The sequence below is a fragment of the Kitasatospora sp. NPDC047058 genome, assembly GCF_040643935.1.
Classification (GTDB): domain Bacteria; phylum Actinomycetota; class Actinomycetes; order Streptomycetales; family Streptomycetaceae; genus Kitasatospora.
The window spans coordinates 13,269-29,340 of record NZ_JBEYVJ010000076.1 but is presented as its reverse complement, the minus strand read 5'-3'; the positions used below and the strand labels follow the sequence as shown (position 1 = coordinate 29,340).

12 protein-coding genes, 1 tRNA gene and 1 riboswitch are annotated in these 16,072 nt (G+C 74.3%); of the genes, 6 read left to right on the top strand and 7 right to left on the bottom strand.

Going from position 1 to position 16,072, the window contains the following annotated elements; genetic code table 11:
* Positions 1 to 115 precede the first annotated feature (115 nt).
* From ABZ885_RS14885 to ABZ885_RS14870, 4 genes are all read right to left on the bottom strand, one after another.
* Positions 116 to 946 carry a MerR family transcriptional regulator gene (locus ABZ885_RS14885; protein WP_360187697.1) on the bottom strand — a complete coding sequence of 277 codons (831 nt, stop codon included), beginning with the start codon at positions 944 to 946 and terminating at the stop codon, positions 116 to 118.
* Between the two features lie 69 nt (positions 947 to 1,015).
* Positions 1,016 to 2,131, bottom strand: a complete 1,116-nt coding sequence (locus tag ABZ885_RS14880; RefSeq protein ID WP_360187695.1) for a peptidoglycan-binding protein — start codon at positions 2,129 to 2,131, stop codon at positions 1,016 to 1,018.
* A gap of 222 nt (positions 2,132 to 2,353) precedes the next feature.
* Positions 2,354 to 2,441, bottom strand: a tRNA-Ser gene (locus tag ABZ885_RS14875).
* Positions 2,442 to 2,505: 64 nt separating this feature from the next.
* Positions 2,506 to 4,281: a trypsin-like peptidase domain-containing protein gene (locus ABZ885_RS14870; protein WP_360187694.1), complete on the bottom strand. Its 1,776-nt coding sequence runs from the start codon at positions 4,279 to 4,281 to the stop codon at positions 2,506 to 2,508.
* 253 nt (positions 4,282 to 4,534) lie between these two features.
* A riboswitch (TPP riboswitch) is annotated at positions 4,535 to 4,683 on the top strand.
* Between ABZ885_RS14870 and ABZ885_RS14865 the strand changes: the two genes are divergently transcribed.
* The 4 genes from ABZ885_RS14865 to ABZ885_RS14850 all read left to right on the top strand — a co-directional run bounded on the left by ABZ885_RS14865 (position 4,676) and on the right by ABZ885_RS14850 (position 9,097).
* The gene (locus ABZ885_RS14865; RefSeq protein ID WP_360187692.1) at positions 4,676 to 6,145 is read left to right on the top strand and encodes a cytosine permease; all 1,470 of its coding nucleotides are present in this window, start codon (positions 4,676 to 4,678) and stop codon (positions 6,143 to 6,145) included. Its footprint overlaps the riboswitch before it by 8 nt.
* A 149-nt stretch (positions 6,146 to 6,294) precedes the next feature.
* On the top strand, positions 6,295 to 7,137 hold the full coding sequence (locus ABZ885_RS14860; protein ID WP_360187690.1) for a glycerophosphodiester phosphodiesterase family protein: 843 nt from the start codon (positions 6,295 to 6,297) through the stop codon (positions 7,135 to 7,137).
* Positions 7,138 to 7,361: 224 nt separating this feature from the next.
* Positions 7,362 to 8,027, top strand: a complete 666-nt coding sequence (locus ABZ885_RS14855) for an ATP-binding protein (protein ID WP_360187689.1) — start codon at positions 7,362 to 7,364, stop codon at positions 8,025 to 8,027.
* Positions 8,028 to 8,110: 83 nt separating this feature from the next.
* A complete protein-coding gene (locus tag ABZ885_RS14850; protein WP_360187687.1) occupies positions 8,111 to 9,097 on the top strand; it encodes a DUF5926 family protein in 987 nt (328 codons plus the stop codon).
* A 261-nt stretch (positions 9,098 to 9,358) separates the two neighbouring features.
* On the opposite strand, the gene ABZ885_RS14845 is transcribed toward ABZ885_RS14850, so the two are convergent.
* Positions 9,359 to 10,000 carry a bifunctional DNA primase/polymerase gene (locus ABZ885_RS14845; protein WP_360187685.1) on the bottom strand — a complete coding sequence of 214 codons (642 nt, stop codon included), beginning with the start codon at positions 9,998 to 10,000 and terminating at the stop codon, positions 9,359 to 9,361.
* A 596-nt stretch (positions 10,001 to 10,596) separates the two neighbouring features.
* Between ABZ885_RS14845 and ABZ885_RS14840 the strand changes: the two genes are divergently transcribed.
* Positions 10,597 to 12,093: a PP2C family protein-serine/threonine phosphatase gene (locus ABZ885_RS14840; protein ID WP_360187683.1), complete on the top strand. Its 1,497-nt coding sequence runs from the start codon at positions 10,597 to 10,599 to the stop codon at positions 12,091 to 12,093.
* A gap of 204 nt (positions 12,094 to 12,297) precedes the next feature.
* Entirely contained in the window at positions 12,298 to 13,776 is a 1,479-nt protein-coding gene (locus tag ABZ885_RS14835; RefSeq protein WP_360187701.1) for an aminopeptidase P family protein, read from the top strand.
* 76 nt (positions 13,777 to 13,852) lie between these two features.
* On the opposite strand, the gene ABZ885_RS14830 is transcribed toward ABZ885_RS14835, so the two are convergent.
* Both ABZ885_RS14830 and ABZ885_RS14825 read right to left on the bottom strand, forming a co-directional pair.
* Entirely contained in the window at positions 13,853 to 15,277 is a 1,425-nt protein-coding gene (locus ABZ885_RS14830; RefSeq protein WP_360187681.1) for a hypothetical protein, read from the bottom strand.
* On the bottom strand, positions 15,274 to 15,951 hold the full coding sequence (locus tag ABZ885_RS14825; RefSeq protein WP_360187679.1) for a SigE family RNA polymerase sigma factor: 678 nt from the start codon (positions 15,949 to 15,951) through the stop codon (positions 15,274 to 15,276). The genes ABZ885_RS14830 and ABZ885_RS14825 overlap by 4 nt, the downstream gene beginning before the upstream one ends.
* Positions 15,952 to 16,072: the final 121 nt, after the last annotated feature.

Below are 16,072 nucleotides of genomic sequence, written 5' to 3'. Positions count from 1 at the left end.
GCCCCTCAAACGCGCCCAACACCGCGACTGGCCACCACCAGCCCCCACAGTCATCGCGATCACCAGAACGAACACGACCTAAGTCACCGGCATTGCGGCTAGGCCCTGTCCGGACCTAGGGCCGGATGACCGGTTCCTGCAGCTCGGTCACCCAGTCCGCCTGGTCGTCCGGGCACTCCAGGTACAGCTCCCGGGCGTACCCCGCCGAGCGGTAGCCGTTCTCGGCGATGAAGCGGGCGAGCGTCTGGAAGGCGCCCACCGTGTCGTCCATCGACCCGCGGTGCACGACGGTCGCCGCCTCCGCGAGCTCCGGCAGGTCGACCACCTCGAAGCCCCGCCCCGCTCCCCCGGTCACCGCCGCCCCGACCGGGACGGCCACCCGGACCAGCACCGCGCCGTCCCCGTCCGGCACGTCCTCGTACCGCGCCACCGACGGACCGGTCCCCGCCACCCCCGCATCCGCCAGCCGGCGGCAGAGCTCGTCGAACAGCGGGCCGATCACCGGCCCGATGTCCTCCGGCTCGTAGCTCGCCGCGACGGCCGTCAGCTCCGCCGCCCGGACCGCCGGCACCCGCTTCACCACGACCTCGTGCACCGTCATGGAACCCTCGCTCTCGATCGTCCGGAGCCTCGCCTCGACCCGGGCCAGCCGCTGGGCGTCCGCCGCCATCGCCGCGGCGAGTTCGGCCCGCCGCAGCCGCAGCATCCCGCGCAGCTCGGCCGCGTCCACCTGCTCGTCCAGCACGGCCAGCACCTGTTGCAGCGTGAAGCCGAGGTCCTTGAGGGCGATGACGCGGTTGAGCCGGGCGAGTTGGGCCGCCTCGTAGGAGCGGTAGCCGCTGACCGGATCGACGCGGGCCGGGCGCAGCAGCCCGATCGCGTCGTAGTGGCGCAGCATGCGGACCGACACCCGGCCGTGCTTGGCGAAGTCTCCGATGTTGAACATGATGCCTCCAGTGCAGTGCCTCACACCGTGTCATGGTCAAGCACCGGGCCGGCGACCGCCCGCGGCCGCTCAGTCCGTCACGTCGAACCCCCGCCGCAGTCCCAGCTCGCGCAGGCTGCGCTGCCCGGGGATGCCGTTCGCGTCCTGGCCCGTGTAGCCGAGGCTGCGCTGGAACGCCGCGTACGCCTGCACCGTCCGGCTGCCGAGCGAGCCGTCCACCCAGCGCGGTTCCAGGAACCCCTCGTCGGCCAGCGCCTGTTCGACGATCCGGACCTCACCGCCGTAGGTCTGGTGCCCCTGCTCGGCCCCCGGGTCGGTCCGGGCCGCCGCCACGACGTGCGCCAGCGAGACCCGCCGCGGCGAGGGCAGCCGGCCGAGCAGCCGGCGCAGCGACTCCTCGCCCGGCACCCCGTCCGCCGCCGTCCCCGAGTAGCCGAGACTGCGCTGGTACTCCTGGTAGTTGAGGGTGTCGGCGTCCCGCCAGTCCTCGTCCGGGCCGACCGTGTAGTACGAGCCGTGCCCGGCCGCCACCAGCGCCTCGCCCACCTCGCGGACCTGCGGCCCGTGCGCGCCGTAGCCGTACTCCAGCCCGTTGACGGTCACCCGGTACCGGGCCGGCGCGGTGTCCGGGGGCGGCGGCGGCAGCGGGGTGCCCGTCCCGTTCGCGCCCGCCGCGATGCGGGGCAGCACGACCTCGTGGAACTGCCGCACCCGGGCGTCACCGGGGCAGGCGGTGCCGCCGTCCGACCAGTCCGGGAAGAGCCGGTGGTACCCGTAGCCCGGGTCCTCGGCGGTGCGGCAGACCCGCACCGGGATCCCGTGCTGCCGGTGCAGCCACAGTCCGAGCGCGACCAGCGCGGCGACCTGCGCGTCCGTCCACGGGTCGGTGTGCTGGTCGTTGCTGGCCGACTCGACGCTCACCGCCCCCGTCCCGTCCGCCCGCCGGTTGGCCAGCATGTTGGCGTCCGCCCGGGTCTGGGTGCCGATGAACTGGCCCACCTGCCCGTCGTACCCCACCCCGAAGTGCGACTCCAGGTTGGTCGAGTCCCGCCAGTACTCGTACATGCGCCGCGGCGTCCACGGCGCCGCGATGCTGTGGAAGATCACCTGCGTCGGCACGATCGCCGGCTGCGCGTCCGACTCGGGCTGAAGCTCCAGCTTCTCAGCGCCGGGGTACCAGGCCATCCGTCTCTCCTCGCCGGGCCCGGGGCGGTCTCCGCCCCTCACTCCCGGCACACGAGACCCGGGTCCCCGTACGAGGACACCCCCGTCGCAAACCCCCCGTTCAGGTGAAACCGGACACCGCCGGACACCACCCGACGCCCCCACCCGGCCCGCACAACACCGAGGGCGGGTACCGGCGTGTTGCCGGTACCCGCCCTGAGCAGGTGGTTCTTCTCCTACCAGCGGAGAGCGTGGGATTCGAACCCACGGTGACGGGTCACGCCACGACAGTTTTCAAGACTGTTCCCTTAGGCCGCTCGGGCAGCTCTCCAGGCGGAGGTCAGCCTAACGGGTCCGGCGGGGTTCGGTGCACAGGGTTTCGCCGGGGGCGGGGGTCAGTTGTCGCCGACGCGCTCGGCGAGCGTGACCTTGGTGGTGAAGGTCTGGCCGTTGCGGGTGTACTCGACGTCGACGGTCTCGCCGGGCTTGTGCGTCCAGATCTTGCTGACCAGGGCGGGGCCGTTCTCGATCGGGCTGCCGCCGAGCTTGGTGATGACGTCGCCGGGCTTGAGGCCGGCCTTGTCGGCGGCGCCGCCGGGGGTGACGGCGGGGGTGCCCTGGATGTCGCGGGTCTGGATCTGCGCGCCGTCGCCCTTGTAGTCGTCGTTGCGCAGCACGTCGAGCTTGGCGTACACCGGCTTTCCGGTCTTGATCAGGGTCTCGGCGACCCACTTGGCCTGGTTGATCGGGATGGCGAAGCCGAGGCCGATGCTGCCGGCCCGGCCGGTGCTGGAGGTGTTGGACTGGATGGCCGAGTTGATGCCCATCACCGCGCCGCTGGAGTCCAGCAGCGGGCCGCCGGAGTTGCCGGGGTTGATGGAGGCGTCGGTCTGCAGGGCGTTCATGTACGAGGACTGGGCGCCGGTCTCGTCGCCGGAGGCGACCGGGCGGTCCTTGGCGCTGATGATGCCGGTGGTGACGGTGGACTCCAGGCCGTACGGGGCACCGATGGCGATGGTGGAGTCGCCGACGTTGACCTTGTCGGAGTCGGCCAGCGGAAGGGGCGTCAGCTTGCCCTTCGGCGGGCTGTCGAGCTTGACGACGGCGACGTCGTAGCCCTCGGCGCGGCCGAGCACCGAGGCGCCGTAGGAGCTGCCGTCGGCGAACTTGACGGTCAGTTTGCCGCCGTTGGAGGCGGGGGCGACGACGTGGTTGTTGGTGAGGATGTGGCCCTCGGTGTCGAAGACGAAGCCGGTGCCGGTGCCGGACTCGCCGTTGCCCTGCGCCTTGATGGTGACGACGCTGGGCAGCGCCTTCTGCGCGATGCCGGCGACGGAGCCGGGGGCCGGCTCGTTCTTCCCCGGGTTGTTGGCCTGGACGGTGGTGCTCCGGTGGTCGTCCGCGGCGGAGATGCTGCTGTCGTTGCGGTCGGCGACGGCGACGCCGAGCGCACCGCCGGCCACGCCGGCGACCAGGGCGACGGCCGCGACCAGGGCGATCAGGCCGCCGCGCTTCTTGCGCGGGCCGGCCGGCTCGGGGCTGCCGGGGTACTCGGCGGGGTAGCCGAGCGGGCCCCCGGGGTAGCCCGGGCCGCCGGGGGTGCCGGCGCCGCCGGAGGTGGCGTCGTGCATGCCCCAGCCGCCGAGCGGCTGGCCTGCGCCGAACGGGTGGTGCTGGCCGGGCGCGGCGGGCGCACCGGGGGCGGACGGGGCGCCGTACGGGTCCTGGGGTGCCGCGGCGACCGGGGCGGCGGGCGCGGGGACGCCGGCGGCCGGGGTGGCGTACGGGTTGCCGGCCGGCGCGGGGGCCGCCGGGGCGGCGGGCGCGGCCGGGGCGGGCGGCAGGACCGGCGGCGGGGCGTCGAGGTAGCCGGCGTCGGCCACGGCGGGAGCGGGAGCCGCGGGGGCCGGGGCGGCCGCGGGCTCGGGAGCGCTCACCTTGCTGAACGCCAGCGTCGGGTTGGAGCGGCCTTCGGCCTGGGTCGCGGCCGGGGCCTGGGCACCCGCCGCGGCCTCGGTCAGCGGGTAGTCGGCCTCGGGCGCCGCTGCGGGGACGGGACGGGCGGACGCGGACTGCGCCGGACCGTCAGGAGCGGGACCCACCACCCCCTGGCCGCCGGAGGGCTGCTCCCCCTGCGGCCCGGTGGACCCAACCTCGCGCTCGGTGCTCACGGACGACCTCCATAGCTGACAGGACCAACAACCATAGTTTTTCGCACACTCGATTCGATTGCCGTAAGGACCCTTCTGAAGAACTCATAAGAATCCTTAGCCCGGTCCGACAGCGCCCCCCGCGAGGCCCTCCCCGGCGCCCTCCACGAGCCCTGCCGCGGGGCCTCCGCCGGGCGTCCGCGGCGTCCCGCGATGCGGACCGCCGGGCGTCTGGCCTTGGCGTTCACCCCCGCGCCGGTTAGCCTGTCGCTCCAAACTGACACGCGGGAGCTTGGACCCACCAGGCTGAGAGTGCGCCGGTCGACCGTACGCCACGGGATCCGTGGACGGAGCGTCGAGGGGGCGCTGACCGCCGGAACCTGTCCGGGTAATGCCGGCGTAGGGAGTATCGGCCATGCCGTCTGCTTCGCCATCCTCTTCTTCGGGCGCACCCGCGTCCAAGGATTTCTCCGAGTCGTCCGCGACCGTTCACTCCGACGCCGCCACGGCCGCGCCCGGTTCCACGGCCGCCACCGCCGTCCTGGACCGGCCGGAGCGGGACGGGCGGGTGGAGGCGCCGCTCGTCCTGGACACCGAGCCGCCGCGCACGCTGCGGTTCCGGGACCACTTCGCGCTCTGGATGAACCTCGGCGTCAGCCTGATCGGCTTCACCACCGCCGCCACCGTGCTGGGCGCGCCGGGCAGCGAGCTGTCGCTGGCCGCCGCGATCACCGCGATCGTGGCCGGCACGGCGGTCGGCACCGCGATGCTCGGCGTGGCCGCGCTGATCGGCGCGCGCACCGGCGCACCGGCGATGGCGAACCTGCGCGGGCTCTTCGGGACGAGGCTCTCGTACGTGCCCACCGTGCTGAACATCGTCCAGTGCCTCGGCTGGGGCGTGTACGAGCTGCTGGTCATCGCGATGGGTGCGCAGACCGTCGCGCACACCGAGGGCTACCGCTGGGTGTTCGTCGTCCTGGCGGGTGCGGTGACCACCGCGCTGACCATCTGGCCGCTGGGCGCGATCGCGGTGCTGCGCCGCTTCGTCGCCGCGGCGGTGGCGGTCGCGATGGTGTACTTCACCGTCCAGCTGGGCCGCCACGGCGTGCCGGACCCGGGCGCGGGCAACTGGCACGGCTTCCTCAGGGCCACCGACGCGATGATCGCCGTCTCGATCTCCTTCGTGCCGCTGGCCGCCGACTACACCCGGCACTCGCGCACCCCGCGGGCCGCGTTCTGGGGCAGCTTCTCCGGCTACACGATCGCCCAGGTCTGGTGCTACGTGCTCGGGCTGTTCGCGCTGCTGCAGGCGGACGGCGACGCCACGAGGATCTTCGACTCGTTCCTGGGCGTCTGGGCCGGCTGGGTGTTCCTGCTGGTCCTGGTGCTGCGCGAGACCGACCAGTCCTTCGCCAACGTGTACTCGACCGCGATGTCGGTCCACAACCTGCTGCCGCGGGTGGACCGCCGGGTGCTGACCGGCGGGACGGGCCTGCTGATCACCGTGCTGGCGCTGCAGATCACCGAGTTCACCGACTCGTACTACGCCTTCCTGGGCCTGATCGGCTCGGTCTTCGTGCCGATGTTCGCGGTGCTGGCGGTGGACTACTTCCTCGGCGCCGGGCGGCGCGGCTGGAACCTCGCCGACGACGCGCCCTCCCGCTGGCTGATGCTGCTGCCGTGGGCGCTCGGCTTCGCGGTGTACCAGCTGATCGCACCGACCGCGGTCGCCGGCTGGTGGACGGACTTCTGGACGTCCGTCCAGGAGGTGCTGCACTTCACCCCGCAGGAGTGGACCTCGGCCTCGCTGTTCGGCTTCCTGGTGCCCGCCCTGGCCACCTGGGCGCTCACCCCGCTCACCCGGCGGCAGCCCGCCGCCGCCTGACCGCGCTCCGCAGTCACCGGACTCGCCGGACTCGCCGGGATCACCGGACGGAAGCCGCCGGACGGACGGGCGGACGAACGGGCGGAGACGGCCCCGCAGGTTGGGACCGTCTTCGCTCCGGCGTCACTTCCGCCGCCTATCGTGGACCCGTGACCAGCCCTGACCTCTCCCCGGCGGCGGCGCGCACCGCGCCGCCCGTCCAGGTGATCGCCCACCGCGGTTCCTCGCACGCCCTGCCGGAGCACACGCTCGCGGCCTACCGCCGCGCGCTCGACGAGGGCGCGGACGCGCTCGAGTGCGACGTCCGGGTGACCGCCGACGGGCAGCTCGTCTGCGTGCACGACCGCCGGATCGGCCGGGTCTCGGACGGCCGCGGCACCGTCTCGGCGATGACGCTGGCGCAGCTGGAGGCGCACGACTTCGGCGCCTGGAAGACCGGGGTGCCGAGCACCGACCCGGAGCTGCGCGGCGTCCTGCGGCTGGAGAGCCTGCTGGAACTGGCCGTGGACTGCGGCCGGCCGGTGGACCTCGCGATCGAGACCAAGCACCCGGTCCGCTTCCGCGGGCGGGTCGAGAGCGAGCTGCTGCGGATGCTCGAACGGTTCAAGATCGGCGGCGCGCAGCAGACCGGCGAGCCCCGCACGGACGACCGCCCGCAGGCCCGGATCATGAGCTTCTCCTCGCTGGCCCTGGCCCGGGTGGCCGCCGCCGCACCGGACTACCCGCGGGTCTTCCTGTTCGAGCGGATGCTGCCGCTGCAGGGCCGGCTGCGCCCGGGCGCGGCGCTGCCGGGCGGGGCACGGATCGCCGGGCCGGGGATCGACCTGGTGCGGGCCAGGCCCCGGCTGGTGACGCGGCTGCGCGAGCTGGGCCACCAGGTGCACGTCTGGACCGTGGACGAGCCGGCCGACGTGGAGCTCTGCCTGGAGCTGGGGGTGTCGGCGATCATCACCAACCGCCCGGCGGAGGTGCTGGCCCAGCTCGGCCGGTGAACGACGCGGTGACCGGCCGCCCGGCCCCCCAGGCCCCGGGCCCCAGCCCCCAGCCTCCCGGCCCGGGCGGCATCCGCCGGTCGCCGTTCGCTGATCGTTCCGGTTGATCGTCTTGGTAGGCGTTCAAACCTTCCGCGTTCGTTTTGTGCCGGAGATTATCCGCTTTCACGACGGAGGGTGAGCGCCGAATCACCTGTCGCGCACCGTGGGTCGCACGGTTTGAAATGTCCCCGCAGGATCGTCGCGCGGTCGTTTCCGACGCATTACCAAGGGGCATCCATCCCTCGGCATACGCTGAAGGAGGTCCGGGGGTGGCGTTGATGGTGGCGCGTGAAGTGCCTACTTCATCGACCATGGCAGTGCCGCACGGCCCAGCGAGTGTCGGGGTCGCACGGCGCCGACTGCGTCGAGATCTCGGTGACCGGGAGATACCGGAACCGGTCATTGATGATGCTGTTCTGATCCTTTCCGAACTGTTGAGCAATGCCTGTCGCTACGCCCGGCCGCTCGGCCCGCTGCCGGTGCTCGGCCGCAGCGCCCGCGCGGAGGTCGTCGACCAGGTGCTGGTCGGCGTCCCCTCGCGGAGCGCCGAGGCCAAGCCCGCGGCGCGGCACGAGGACGGCGAGCCCGACGGCGGCGTCCTGGTCCGCTGGCAGATGCACGCGGACGGCGTCCTCACCCTGGAGGTGACCGACGGCGGGGCGCAGACCCGGCCGTCCCCGGCCAGCCCGTCGCTGACCTCGCGCGGCGGCCGCGGGCTGAGCATCGTCGGCCAGCTGGCCAGCGACTGGGGCGTGCGCGACGCGCCCGGCGAGGTGACGGTGTGGGCGGCGCTGCCCGCCCGGGCCCGGCACGCCCGGCGCACCGGCGGTGATGCCCGCAGCGCCTGAGCAGACGGCCCTGGCCCTGTCCCGCCCCGATCGTCAGTAGGCTGCCCGGAGCACAACACAACCGTCCCCGGGAGAGCCGCACCATGGGCAAGAAGGCCGCCAAGAAGGCGCCGCAGCGCAGCCAGTCCACCACCGCCGTCACGGGTGAGATCCCCGTGGTCGGGGCCCGCGAGAACTGCCCCTGCGGTTCGGGCCGCCGGTACAAGGCGTGCCACGGCCGGGAGGCCTCGCACGCCGTGCAGGAGCTGGTGCACCGCCCGTTCGAGGGCCTGCAGGGCGAGGCCGACTGGGTGGCGCTGCGTGAGCTGGTGCCCGCCGCGACCGCGCCGCTGACGCTGGCCGCCGGCGTGGCCGAGACCGCCAACGGTGACGTCCCGTCGGTGACGCTGGCCACCGTGCTGCCGCTGGCCTGGCCGGCGCTGCGCCGCCAGGACGGGTCGATCCTGCTCGGCCTGCAGACCCAGTCCGCCTCCGGCGACCTGAGCCGCGACCTGGCCGACGCGCTGGAGCTGGCCCTGGCCACCGAGCCCGGCACCCCGGTCCCGGCCCGCCGTACCGTCCCGGGCGGGCGCCGGCTGCAGGACCTGCTGGACGCCGGCGCCGGCTTCACGCCCACCGTGCACACCGGCTTCGAGTTCTGGCTGGAGGACGCCGAGACCGCCACCGGCGAGGTGGCCGCCTCCCTGGAGCGCGCCAACGCCTCGGCGATCCCGACCGAGAAGCTGGCCGGCGTCGACTCCGCGTACTGGTGCGGCACCCCGGACAAGAACCACCTGCGCTGGGTGATGACCGTCCCGGAGGAGCAGCTGCTGGACGCGCTGGCCCGGCTGACCGCCGCCGACAAGTCCTCGCTCGGCCCGGACACCCGCCTGGTCGGCTCGTTCCGCGCGCACGGCCTGACCGTCCCGGTCTGGGACCTCCCGCTCGCCATGACGGCGGCCGACTGCGAGAAGCCGGCCGCCGAGTTCGCCGAGCGGCTCGCCGCGACGCTGGCCGACGCCACGCCGCTGACCGCCGAGGAGCGGCGGGCCCGCGCGAACCTGGTGAACCGTCAGGTCACCTTGAACTAAAGGCGACCGGGATCGGGGTGATACGCGTCACATTGCCCGCCAGGAGGGCAATTTCCGGGCCCTGAAGGGCTCTTGGAAATTGGCGTGGCCGCCGATCCTTGTTACTGTCTAAAGAGTCCGGTCGCTGGTGCATCCCCCGTCGCCAGCGGCCGGATCTTTTTGTTTTCCGGACCGGCGGCCGGATCCGCCCCGCCCGGCCGCTTGATCGGCCACCGGCGGAAGCCGGATCGCCGCCGGTCGCGCCGGTCGGTCCGTACCCGATCAGTACGCCGAGCGGCCGCTGTCCAGCCGGACCGTCGCCTCGACCAACTCGCCCAGCAGCGGCCCGACCTGGGGCAGCCACACGCCGCCGTCGGCGGCCGGCCGGGGCGCGAGCACCCAGCGCACCCAGCCGCCCGTCCCGCCGCCGGGCGGCAGCGGGAGGAAGCCGCCGGTGCCGTGGTAGCGCAATGACCCGGGCACCCAAGGCAGTTGGGCGAGCATCTCGCCGAGCGCGTCCAGCGAGTAGGGGGCGACCAGGATCGCGTACCGGCCGGGCAGCGCCAGCACCGGGCCGAGCGGCAGCCGCAGCGCGCCGAGGTAGGCGAGCGCCCGGGCGCCGGCCGCCGCCGGCAGGCTGACCGCCGAGACGGTCCGGCCGGTCGCGGCCAGCACCGGCGCGTCCGGGTTCTGCCGCTCCCACCACCACCGCACCATCCGGGCGTCCGTGGTGGCCGCCAGCAGCGGCGGGTCGTGCGGGTGGGCGCCCGGGACGGGGCACTCCGGGTCGCCGCAGGAACAGCCGCCGCCCAGCAGCAGCGTGCCGGGCACGACGGGCCAGCGGTGGTCGACGGCGGCCGCCAGGGCCGCGGCCAGCCGGGCGGAACGTGCCGCCGCCCGGTCGCTCCTCGGATTCTCACGCATGGCGCTCGTTCCTTTCCGTGACCGCTCGGTTCGCTCCGGGCCCACCGGCCGGCGTCGGAGTGTGCCGCACCGGCCCGGATCCGGGTGGCGGGCATGGCGATGACGAGCGGCCTGGCGGAGGCGGAGCACGGTGTGGAGCACGACCTAGAAGGACCGCGGAACAGAACAGCCCTTGGAACGAGAATCCCGTATGCGACCGGATGGACGCCGCCCGGGCGCGGTTGGTTCCACCGTACGAGTGAGTGACTTCCGGCCGACCCGGGCCACGGGCGGCCGAAGCATACGATCCGGACGGCCACGGAGCCGTCCCCACGGTTCTGCCCGCTCTCCGGCCGCTCCACTCCCTCCGCCCCGACCGGCGCGCGCACGAACGGAACGCTCCGGCCGTTCGGGCTGCGGAGGGCGCGGAACCGGCCACCGGCGCTGCCGCGGATCTGGACATGCCCCGAATGGCCTGTGTAGAAGTGGTGGCATTGCTGACGATCAATGACGAGTAGTAGCGAATCGAGGCGAAACGCGCCCTTGGCCGTCCTCGCTCCAATCGGCCGTACCTGGGGGTTCCGCATGACACGTACCACCGCGTCAGGAGTGGCGGCATGACCGAGTCCCACGCACCGTCGACGTCCCCCGAGCCGGGCGAGCCCTGCGGCGCCAGCGTGCTGTCGTTGCTCGACCATCCGGGCTTCCCCGGCCCCGCCGACGGCCCGTCCGGAGAGGCGGGCGAGCAGGCCGGCCGGCCGGCCGGGGAGCAGCGGCCCGACGGCCGGCCGGACGGCACCGCCGACGACCGCACCGCGGCCCCGTCCGGCGTGCAGGACCGTTTGGCCGGACGGCTGTCCGATTTCACCAGCCTGCACGAGCACACCGAGCTGCTCGCCCGCGCCCGCGGCCTGGCGGCCACCCTGGAGGCCGTCCTGGCCTCCGGCACCGCACTGCTCGGCGCCCGCCGCGCCCTGCTGGTCACCGTGCTGCCCGGCGGCGGGCCCAGCCAGCCGGTCGGCCACGGCCTGGACCGGGCCAGCCTCGGCTCGCTGGAGACCGTGCCGACGGAGCAGAGCCTGGTCGCCCGGCTGCTGCGCACGCACGACCGGCCCGACCGGCTGCACTCCCGCGACCTCGCCGAGGACCCCGCGATCGGTCCCCGGCTGCGCGAGCTCGCCGCCTCCCTCGGCCTCCGCGGCTGCTACGGCCTGCCGCTCGCCACCGAGGAGGACGGCCCGCTGGCCGCCGCCCTCTGGTTCTACGACGAGCCCGCCGAGCCCACCGAGCGCCAGCGCGAGCTGGCCGGCCGGTACTGCGAGGTGGCCGCGCCGCTGCTGGCCAAGCAGCTGGACGCGGAGAAGGTCCGGCGCACCACCGAGGCGCTGCGCCGCGGCCTGCTGCCCGACCGCCTCCCGCAGCCCGCCGGGCTCCGGCTCGCCGCCCGGCTGGTCCCGGCCGGCCTGGACCACTCCTCCGGCAGCGACTGGTACGACGCCATCCCGCTGCCGGACGGCACCGTCGGCCTGACCGTCGGCAGCGTCTCCGGCGACGGTCCCGGCGCCGGACCGGGCTCGGCGCCCGGCGCGGCCGCCGCGATGGGCCGGGTGCGGGCCGCCCTGCGGGCCTACGCGGTGCTGGAGGGCGAGGACCCGGTCTCCGTCCTCGGCGACCTGGAGCTGCTGCTCAAGACCACCGAGCCGACCCGCAGCGCGACCGCCCTCTACGCCTGGGTGGAGCCGGAGGACCGCCGGGTCACCCTGGCCGGCGCCGGGCACTGCCCGCCGGTGCTGGTCACCCGGTACGGCGCCGAGTTCGTGGAGACCTCGCTCTCCGCCCCGCTCGGCATGCTCTCCTGCTGGGAGGCTCCGGGCGTCGAGCTGACCGCCGAGCGCGGCGACACCCTGGTGCTCTACACCGAGGGCCTGGCCCGCCGCTGCGGCCCGACCCTGCACGCCGGGCAGGCCAACCTGCGCCGGGCCGCCGCCGACGCCCCGCGGGACGTGCGGATCGACCCCGACCGGCTCTGCGCCCACCTGCTGGCCGTCTGCCCGGACCCGCACGCCGGGCCCGCCACCGACGACCTGATGCTGCTGGCGGCCCGCTTCGACTGAGGCCCCCCGGGAGGACCCGCCCGGGCCCGCCCCGGGCCCGCCCCGGGGACCGCCGGGGACGGACTCCGACGACCCCGAACGGCCGAGCGGCCGGGCGTCCGTACCATGGACGCACGGCCGCCCCCGCGTGTCGCGATCCGACCGGTCCGGGGTGGCACCACCCGCAAGGAGGCGACGTACGTGACCGAGGACCGCACCCCGGCGGTGGCCGAGAACCCCGAGGCCACCGGCGGCGACGAGCAGCCGCAGCAGTTCAAGGGCCGCAAGAACGGCCTGTACTCGGAGGTCTCCGACGCGCTGGCCGCCTCGATGAAGTCCGGCTGGGCCGACACCGAGCTGCACGGCCTCGTCCCGGTCGCCCAGGCCCCGTACGCCGCCGAGCGCCGCGCCAAGCTCTCCGCCGCCTACCCCGGCGAGCGCCTGGTGGTCCCGGCCGGCACCCTCAAGGTCCGCGCCAACGACACCGACTACAACTTCCGCGCCGCCAGCGAGTACGTGCACCTCACCGGCGACCAGACCGAGGACGCGGTGCTGGTCGCCGAGCCCACCGGCGAGAGCGGCCACGAGTTCGGCCTCTACCTGCTGCCCCGCTCGAACCGCGAGAACGGCGAGTTCTGGCTGGACGGGTACGGCGAGCTCTGGGTCGGCCGCCGGCACAGCCTCGCCGAGCAGGAGCAGCTGCTCGACCTGCCGGTCCGCGACGTCCGCAAGGCCGCCGACGAGCTGGCCGAGCGGGCCGCGCACGGCACCGTCCCGACCCGGATCGTGCGCGGCTACGACGCCGGCCTGGAGGCCGCGCTCGCCGACGTGCTGGACGCCGGCAAGGACGCCGAGTTCCGCGAGTTCCTGAGCGGCCTGCGGCTGGTCAAGGACGAGTGGGAGATCGGCGAGCTGCGCGCCGCCTGCGCCGCCACCGTCAACGGCTTCACCGACGTGGTCCGCGAGCTGGGCCAGGCCGTCGCCACCTCGGAGCGCTGGATCGAGGGCACCTTCTGGCGCCGCGCCCGGGTCGAGGGCAACGACGTCGGCTACGGCTCGATCTGCGCCGCCGGCCCGCACGCCACCACCCTGCACTGGGTCCGCAACGACGGCGAGGTCCGCCCCGGCGAGCTGCTGCTGCTGGACGCCGGCGTCGAGACGCACACCCTGTACACCGCCGACGTCACCCGCACCCTGCCGATCGACGGCCGGTTCGACGACCTCCAGCGCAAGATCTACCAGGCGGTGTACGACGCCCAGGAGGCCGGCATCGCGGCGGTGAAGCCCGGCGCCCGGTTCCGCGACTTCCACGACGCCTCGCAGCGCGTGCTCGCCGAGCGGCTGCTCGCCTGGGGCCTGCTGGACGCCTCGGTGTACGACGTCGAGAAGGTCCTGGAGCTGGGCCTCCAGCGCCGCTGGACGCTGCACGGCACCGGCCACATGCTCGGCCTGGACGTCCACGACTGCGCCCACTCCCGCACCCGGGAGCACGTCGACGCGCTGCTGGTGCCCGGCATGGTGCTCACCGTCGAGCCCGGCCTGTACTTCCAGCAGGACGACCTGACGGTGCCCGAGGACTACCGCGGCATCGGCGTCCGGATCGAGGACGACATCCTGGTCACCGCCGACGGCAACGAGAACCTCTCGGCCGGCCTCCCACGCCGCGCCGAGGACGTCGAGGCCTGGATGGCCTCGCTCGCCTGAGGCGGCGGCACCGACCGAAGGCGCCGTGACCGGGGACTCGCCCCGGCACGGCGCCTTCGCAGCGGCCCGGCGGGCGCTACTTCACGACCCGTACCGGAACGGTGCGGGTGCCGAGGACGGTGGGCACGCCCTCGTCCGGGATCACCAGCGCGTCCGCGGTCACCGGCATCACCCCGGCACCGTCCTGGCCGGTCAGCTTCATCCGGTACTTCACCGTCACGCTCTGGCCGGGGGCCAACGCGAAACCGGGGCCCCTGGCCGGCTTGCCCACCGACGGCGGGGCGATGTCCAGGGTGGTCCAGGTGGCACCGTCCTGGCGCTCCATGGTCCCGTGCACGGCCGGCTGGCTGCCCCCGTACGCCTCCGCGACCACCTGGGGCTGCACATCGGCGTAGCCGGTCCTGCCGGTGTTCTTGAAGGTGACCGAGAAGGCCACCGGGCTGCCGTCGCTGGGCACCTGCTGCCCGGTGGTGAGACCGTCGACGGTGACGGCGACGTCGGTCAGGACGCCCGCCGGCGCCGGCGCCTGACGTCCGCCGAGGTCCATGGTGTCCAGGATCGACACCAGGGCCGCCTGGTGCTCCGGCTTGAGACCGACCGCCGAGAGGTAGACCTGGTCCGACGTCAGGCCCCAGAGCTGCGCGGTGAAGGCGTCCTGGCCACAGGCCGCCAGCCACTGGGTCTTGCGGACGGCCCGGCCGGCCACGATGTCCCGGGTGCGCACCGGCGCGGCGGTGTTCTTCACCACCTCGCCCGCGGCGGGCACGTGCGGGTTGCCCCAGACCGGGCAGTACGGCTGGGTGGTCCAGCCGGAGTCGGATTCCAGCGCGGACGGCGTGGGCCACTGCGCGTGCTCCGCCTCGTCGGCCGTGTTGTAGACGACCAGCTCGGCGCCGTACGGGGCGCAGTGGCCCGCCGTGGCCGACTGCGGCGCGCCCGGGGCCAGGACGCAGAGCGTGTTCGCCGTGTCCTGCGGCGCGAGCCGCCACCCCGCCGGGATCCTGAACTTCACGCCGCGGAACGTGTACGGCGTCGCCGCCGACTGCGGCGCGGTGCTGCCGGCCGGGGCGGACGGCGTGCCGGGGGCACCGGCCGGGGTGCCGGCCTCGTCCTCGTCCGGGTCGGCCGTGGCCGACGGCGACGTGGTCGCGCTCGGGACGGCCGTCGCCGTGGCGGTCGGGGTGTCGGCCGGGGTGGGGGACGGGGTGGCCGACGTGGTGGCCGCCGGGGGCGGGGTCTCGTTCCGGTCGGCCACCGTGTCGCCGCGGAAGCCGAGCACGCCGAAGGCCATCGCCGCGGCCAGGCCGAGGAGCGGCACGGCCGTGAGGTACACCGGCTTCAGCCGGCGCACTCTGCTGCTCGGCGGGCCGGCCGGGCGCAGGCTGTGCGGGGTGATCTGCGCCGCGCGCGCGTTCATCGCCTCGCGGAGCAGCCGTTCCATCGGGGTTCTGTCCGGCCCGCCGCTGTCGCCGCCGCTCGGGCGGGGAAACCTGTCGGTCATCGAACCTTCTCCAGATGCTTTTCCAAGGCGTCCAATGCCCGGCTGGCGGTGGACTTCACGGCACCCCGGGACAGCCCCAGGGTCTCGGCTATCTGCGCCTCCGACATGTCGGACCAGTAGCGCAGCACCAGGACCTCACGCTGGCGGGACGTCAGTTCCTGCAGGGCCACCAGGACCCGCCGGTGCTCGTCGTTGAGCACGGCGTGGTCCTCGGCGGACGGCGCGTCGGCCTCGTGCGGGGGGACGTACTCGCGGGCCGTCTTCCGGCGGCGCAGCATCGAACGGGCACCGTTGACCACGGAGGTGCGCAGGTACCCGAGTGCGTTGTCCAGGTCGTCCAGCTGCTCCCCGTGCCGCTGGTAGAGCTGGGTGAAGGCCTCCTGGACGACGTCCTCGGCCAGGTCCTGGTGGTCGACCAGCAGGACGGCCATCCGGACCAGGCCGAGCCGGTGCGCGTGGTAGAGGTCGGTCAGGGTGGGCCGGTCCTCCGCCGGCCTGCGCCCGCCCCGCAACAGCCGGAAGCCGGAGCGCCGCTGCGCCGGTTCCGGTGCGGTGTCCGGCCCGGAGGTCGGTTCGACGGCCTCCTGCGCGCCGAACAGCAGCCTGACGGCTCCGAAGACGGAGACGCCGCGCCCCCTCGCCGGTCCGGTGATCGGCCCGATGGCCATGGACATCCGGTTTCCGCTTTCCCCCAGGACGGCTCCCGGCGTCGACCGGCCCCGTCAGAAACATGATCAAGATGGTGATCTGCGGGAATCCTGCCAGCACCGGTCTCCCCGGCTCCGCCGCCCCCCG

Excerpts from the sequence above, each read along its gene's own strand:
- ABZ885_RS14840 (WP_360187683.1), top strand. The coding sequence starts at position 10,597 with ATGACCGAGTCCCACGCACCGTCGACGTCCCCCGAGCCGGGCGAGCCC.
- ABZ885_RS14825 (WP_360187679.1), bottom strand. The coding sequence starts at position 15,951 with ATGTCCATGGCCATCGGGCCGATCACCGGACCGGCGAGGGGGCGCGGC.
- ABZ885_RS14885 (WP_360187697.1), bottom strand. The coding sequence starts at position 946 with ATGTTCAACATCGGAGACTTCGCCAAGCACGGCCGGGTGTCGGTCCGC.
- ABZ885_RS14880 (WP_360187695.1), bottom strand. The coding sequence starts at position 2,131 with ATGGCCTGGTACCCCGGCGCTGAGAAGCTGGAGCTTCAGCCCGAGTCG.
- ABZ885_RS14850 (WP_360187687.1), top strand. The coding sequence starts at position 8,111 with ATGGGCAAGAAGGCCGCCAAGAAGGCGCCGCAGCGCAGCCAGTCCACC.
- ABZ885_RS14865 (WP_360187692.1), top strand. The coding sequence starts at position 4,676 with ATGCCGTCTGCTTCGCCATCCTCTTCTTCGGGCGCACCCGCGTCCAAG.
- ABZ885_RS14845 (WP_360187685.1), bottom strand. The coding sequence starts at position 10,000 with ATGCGTGAGAATCCGAGGAGCGACCGGGCGGCGGCACGTTCCGCCCGG.
- ABZ885_RS14830 (WP_360187681.1), bottom strand. The coding sequence starts at position 15,277 with ATGACCGACAGGTTTCCCCGCCCGAGCGGCGGCGACAGCGGCGGGCCG.
- ABZ885_RS14855 (WP_360187689.1), top strand. The coding sequence starts at position 7,362 with ATGTCCCCGCAGGATCGTCGCGCGGTCGTTTCCGACGCATTACCAAGG.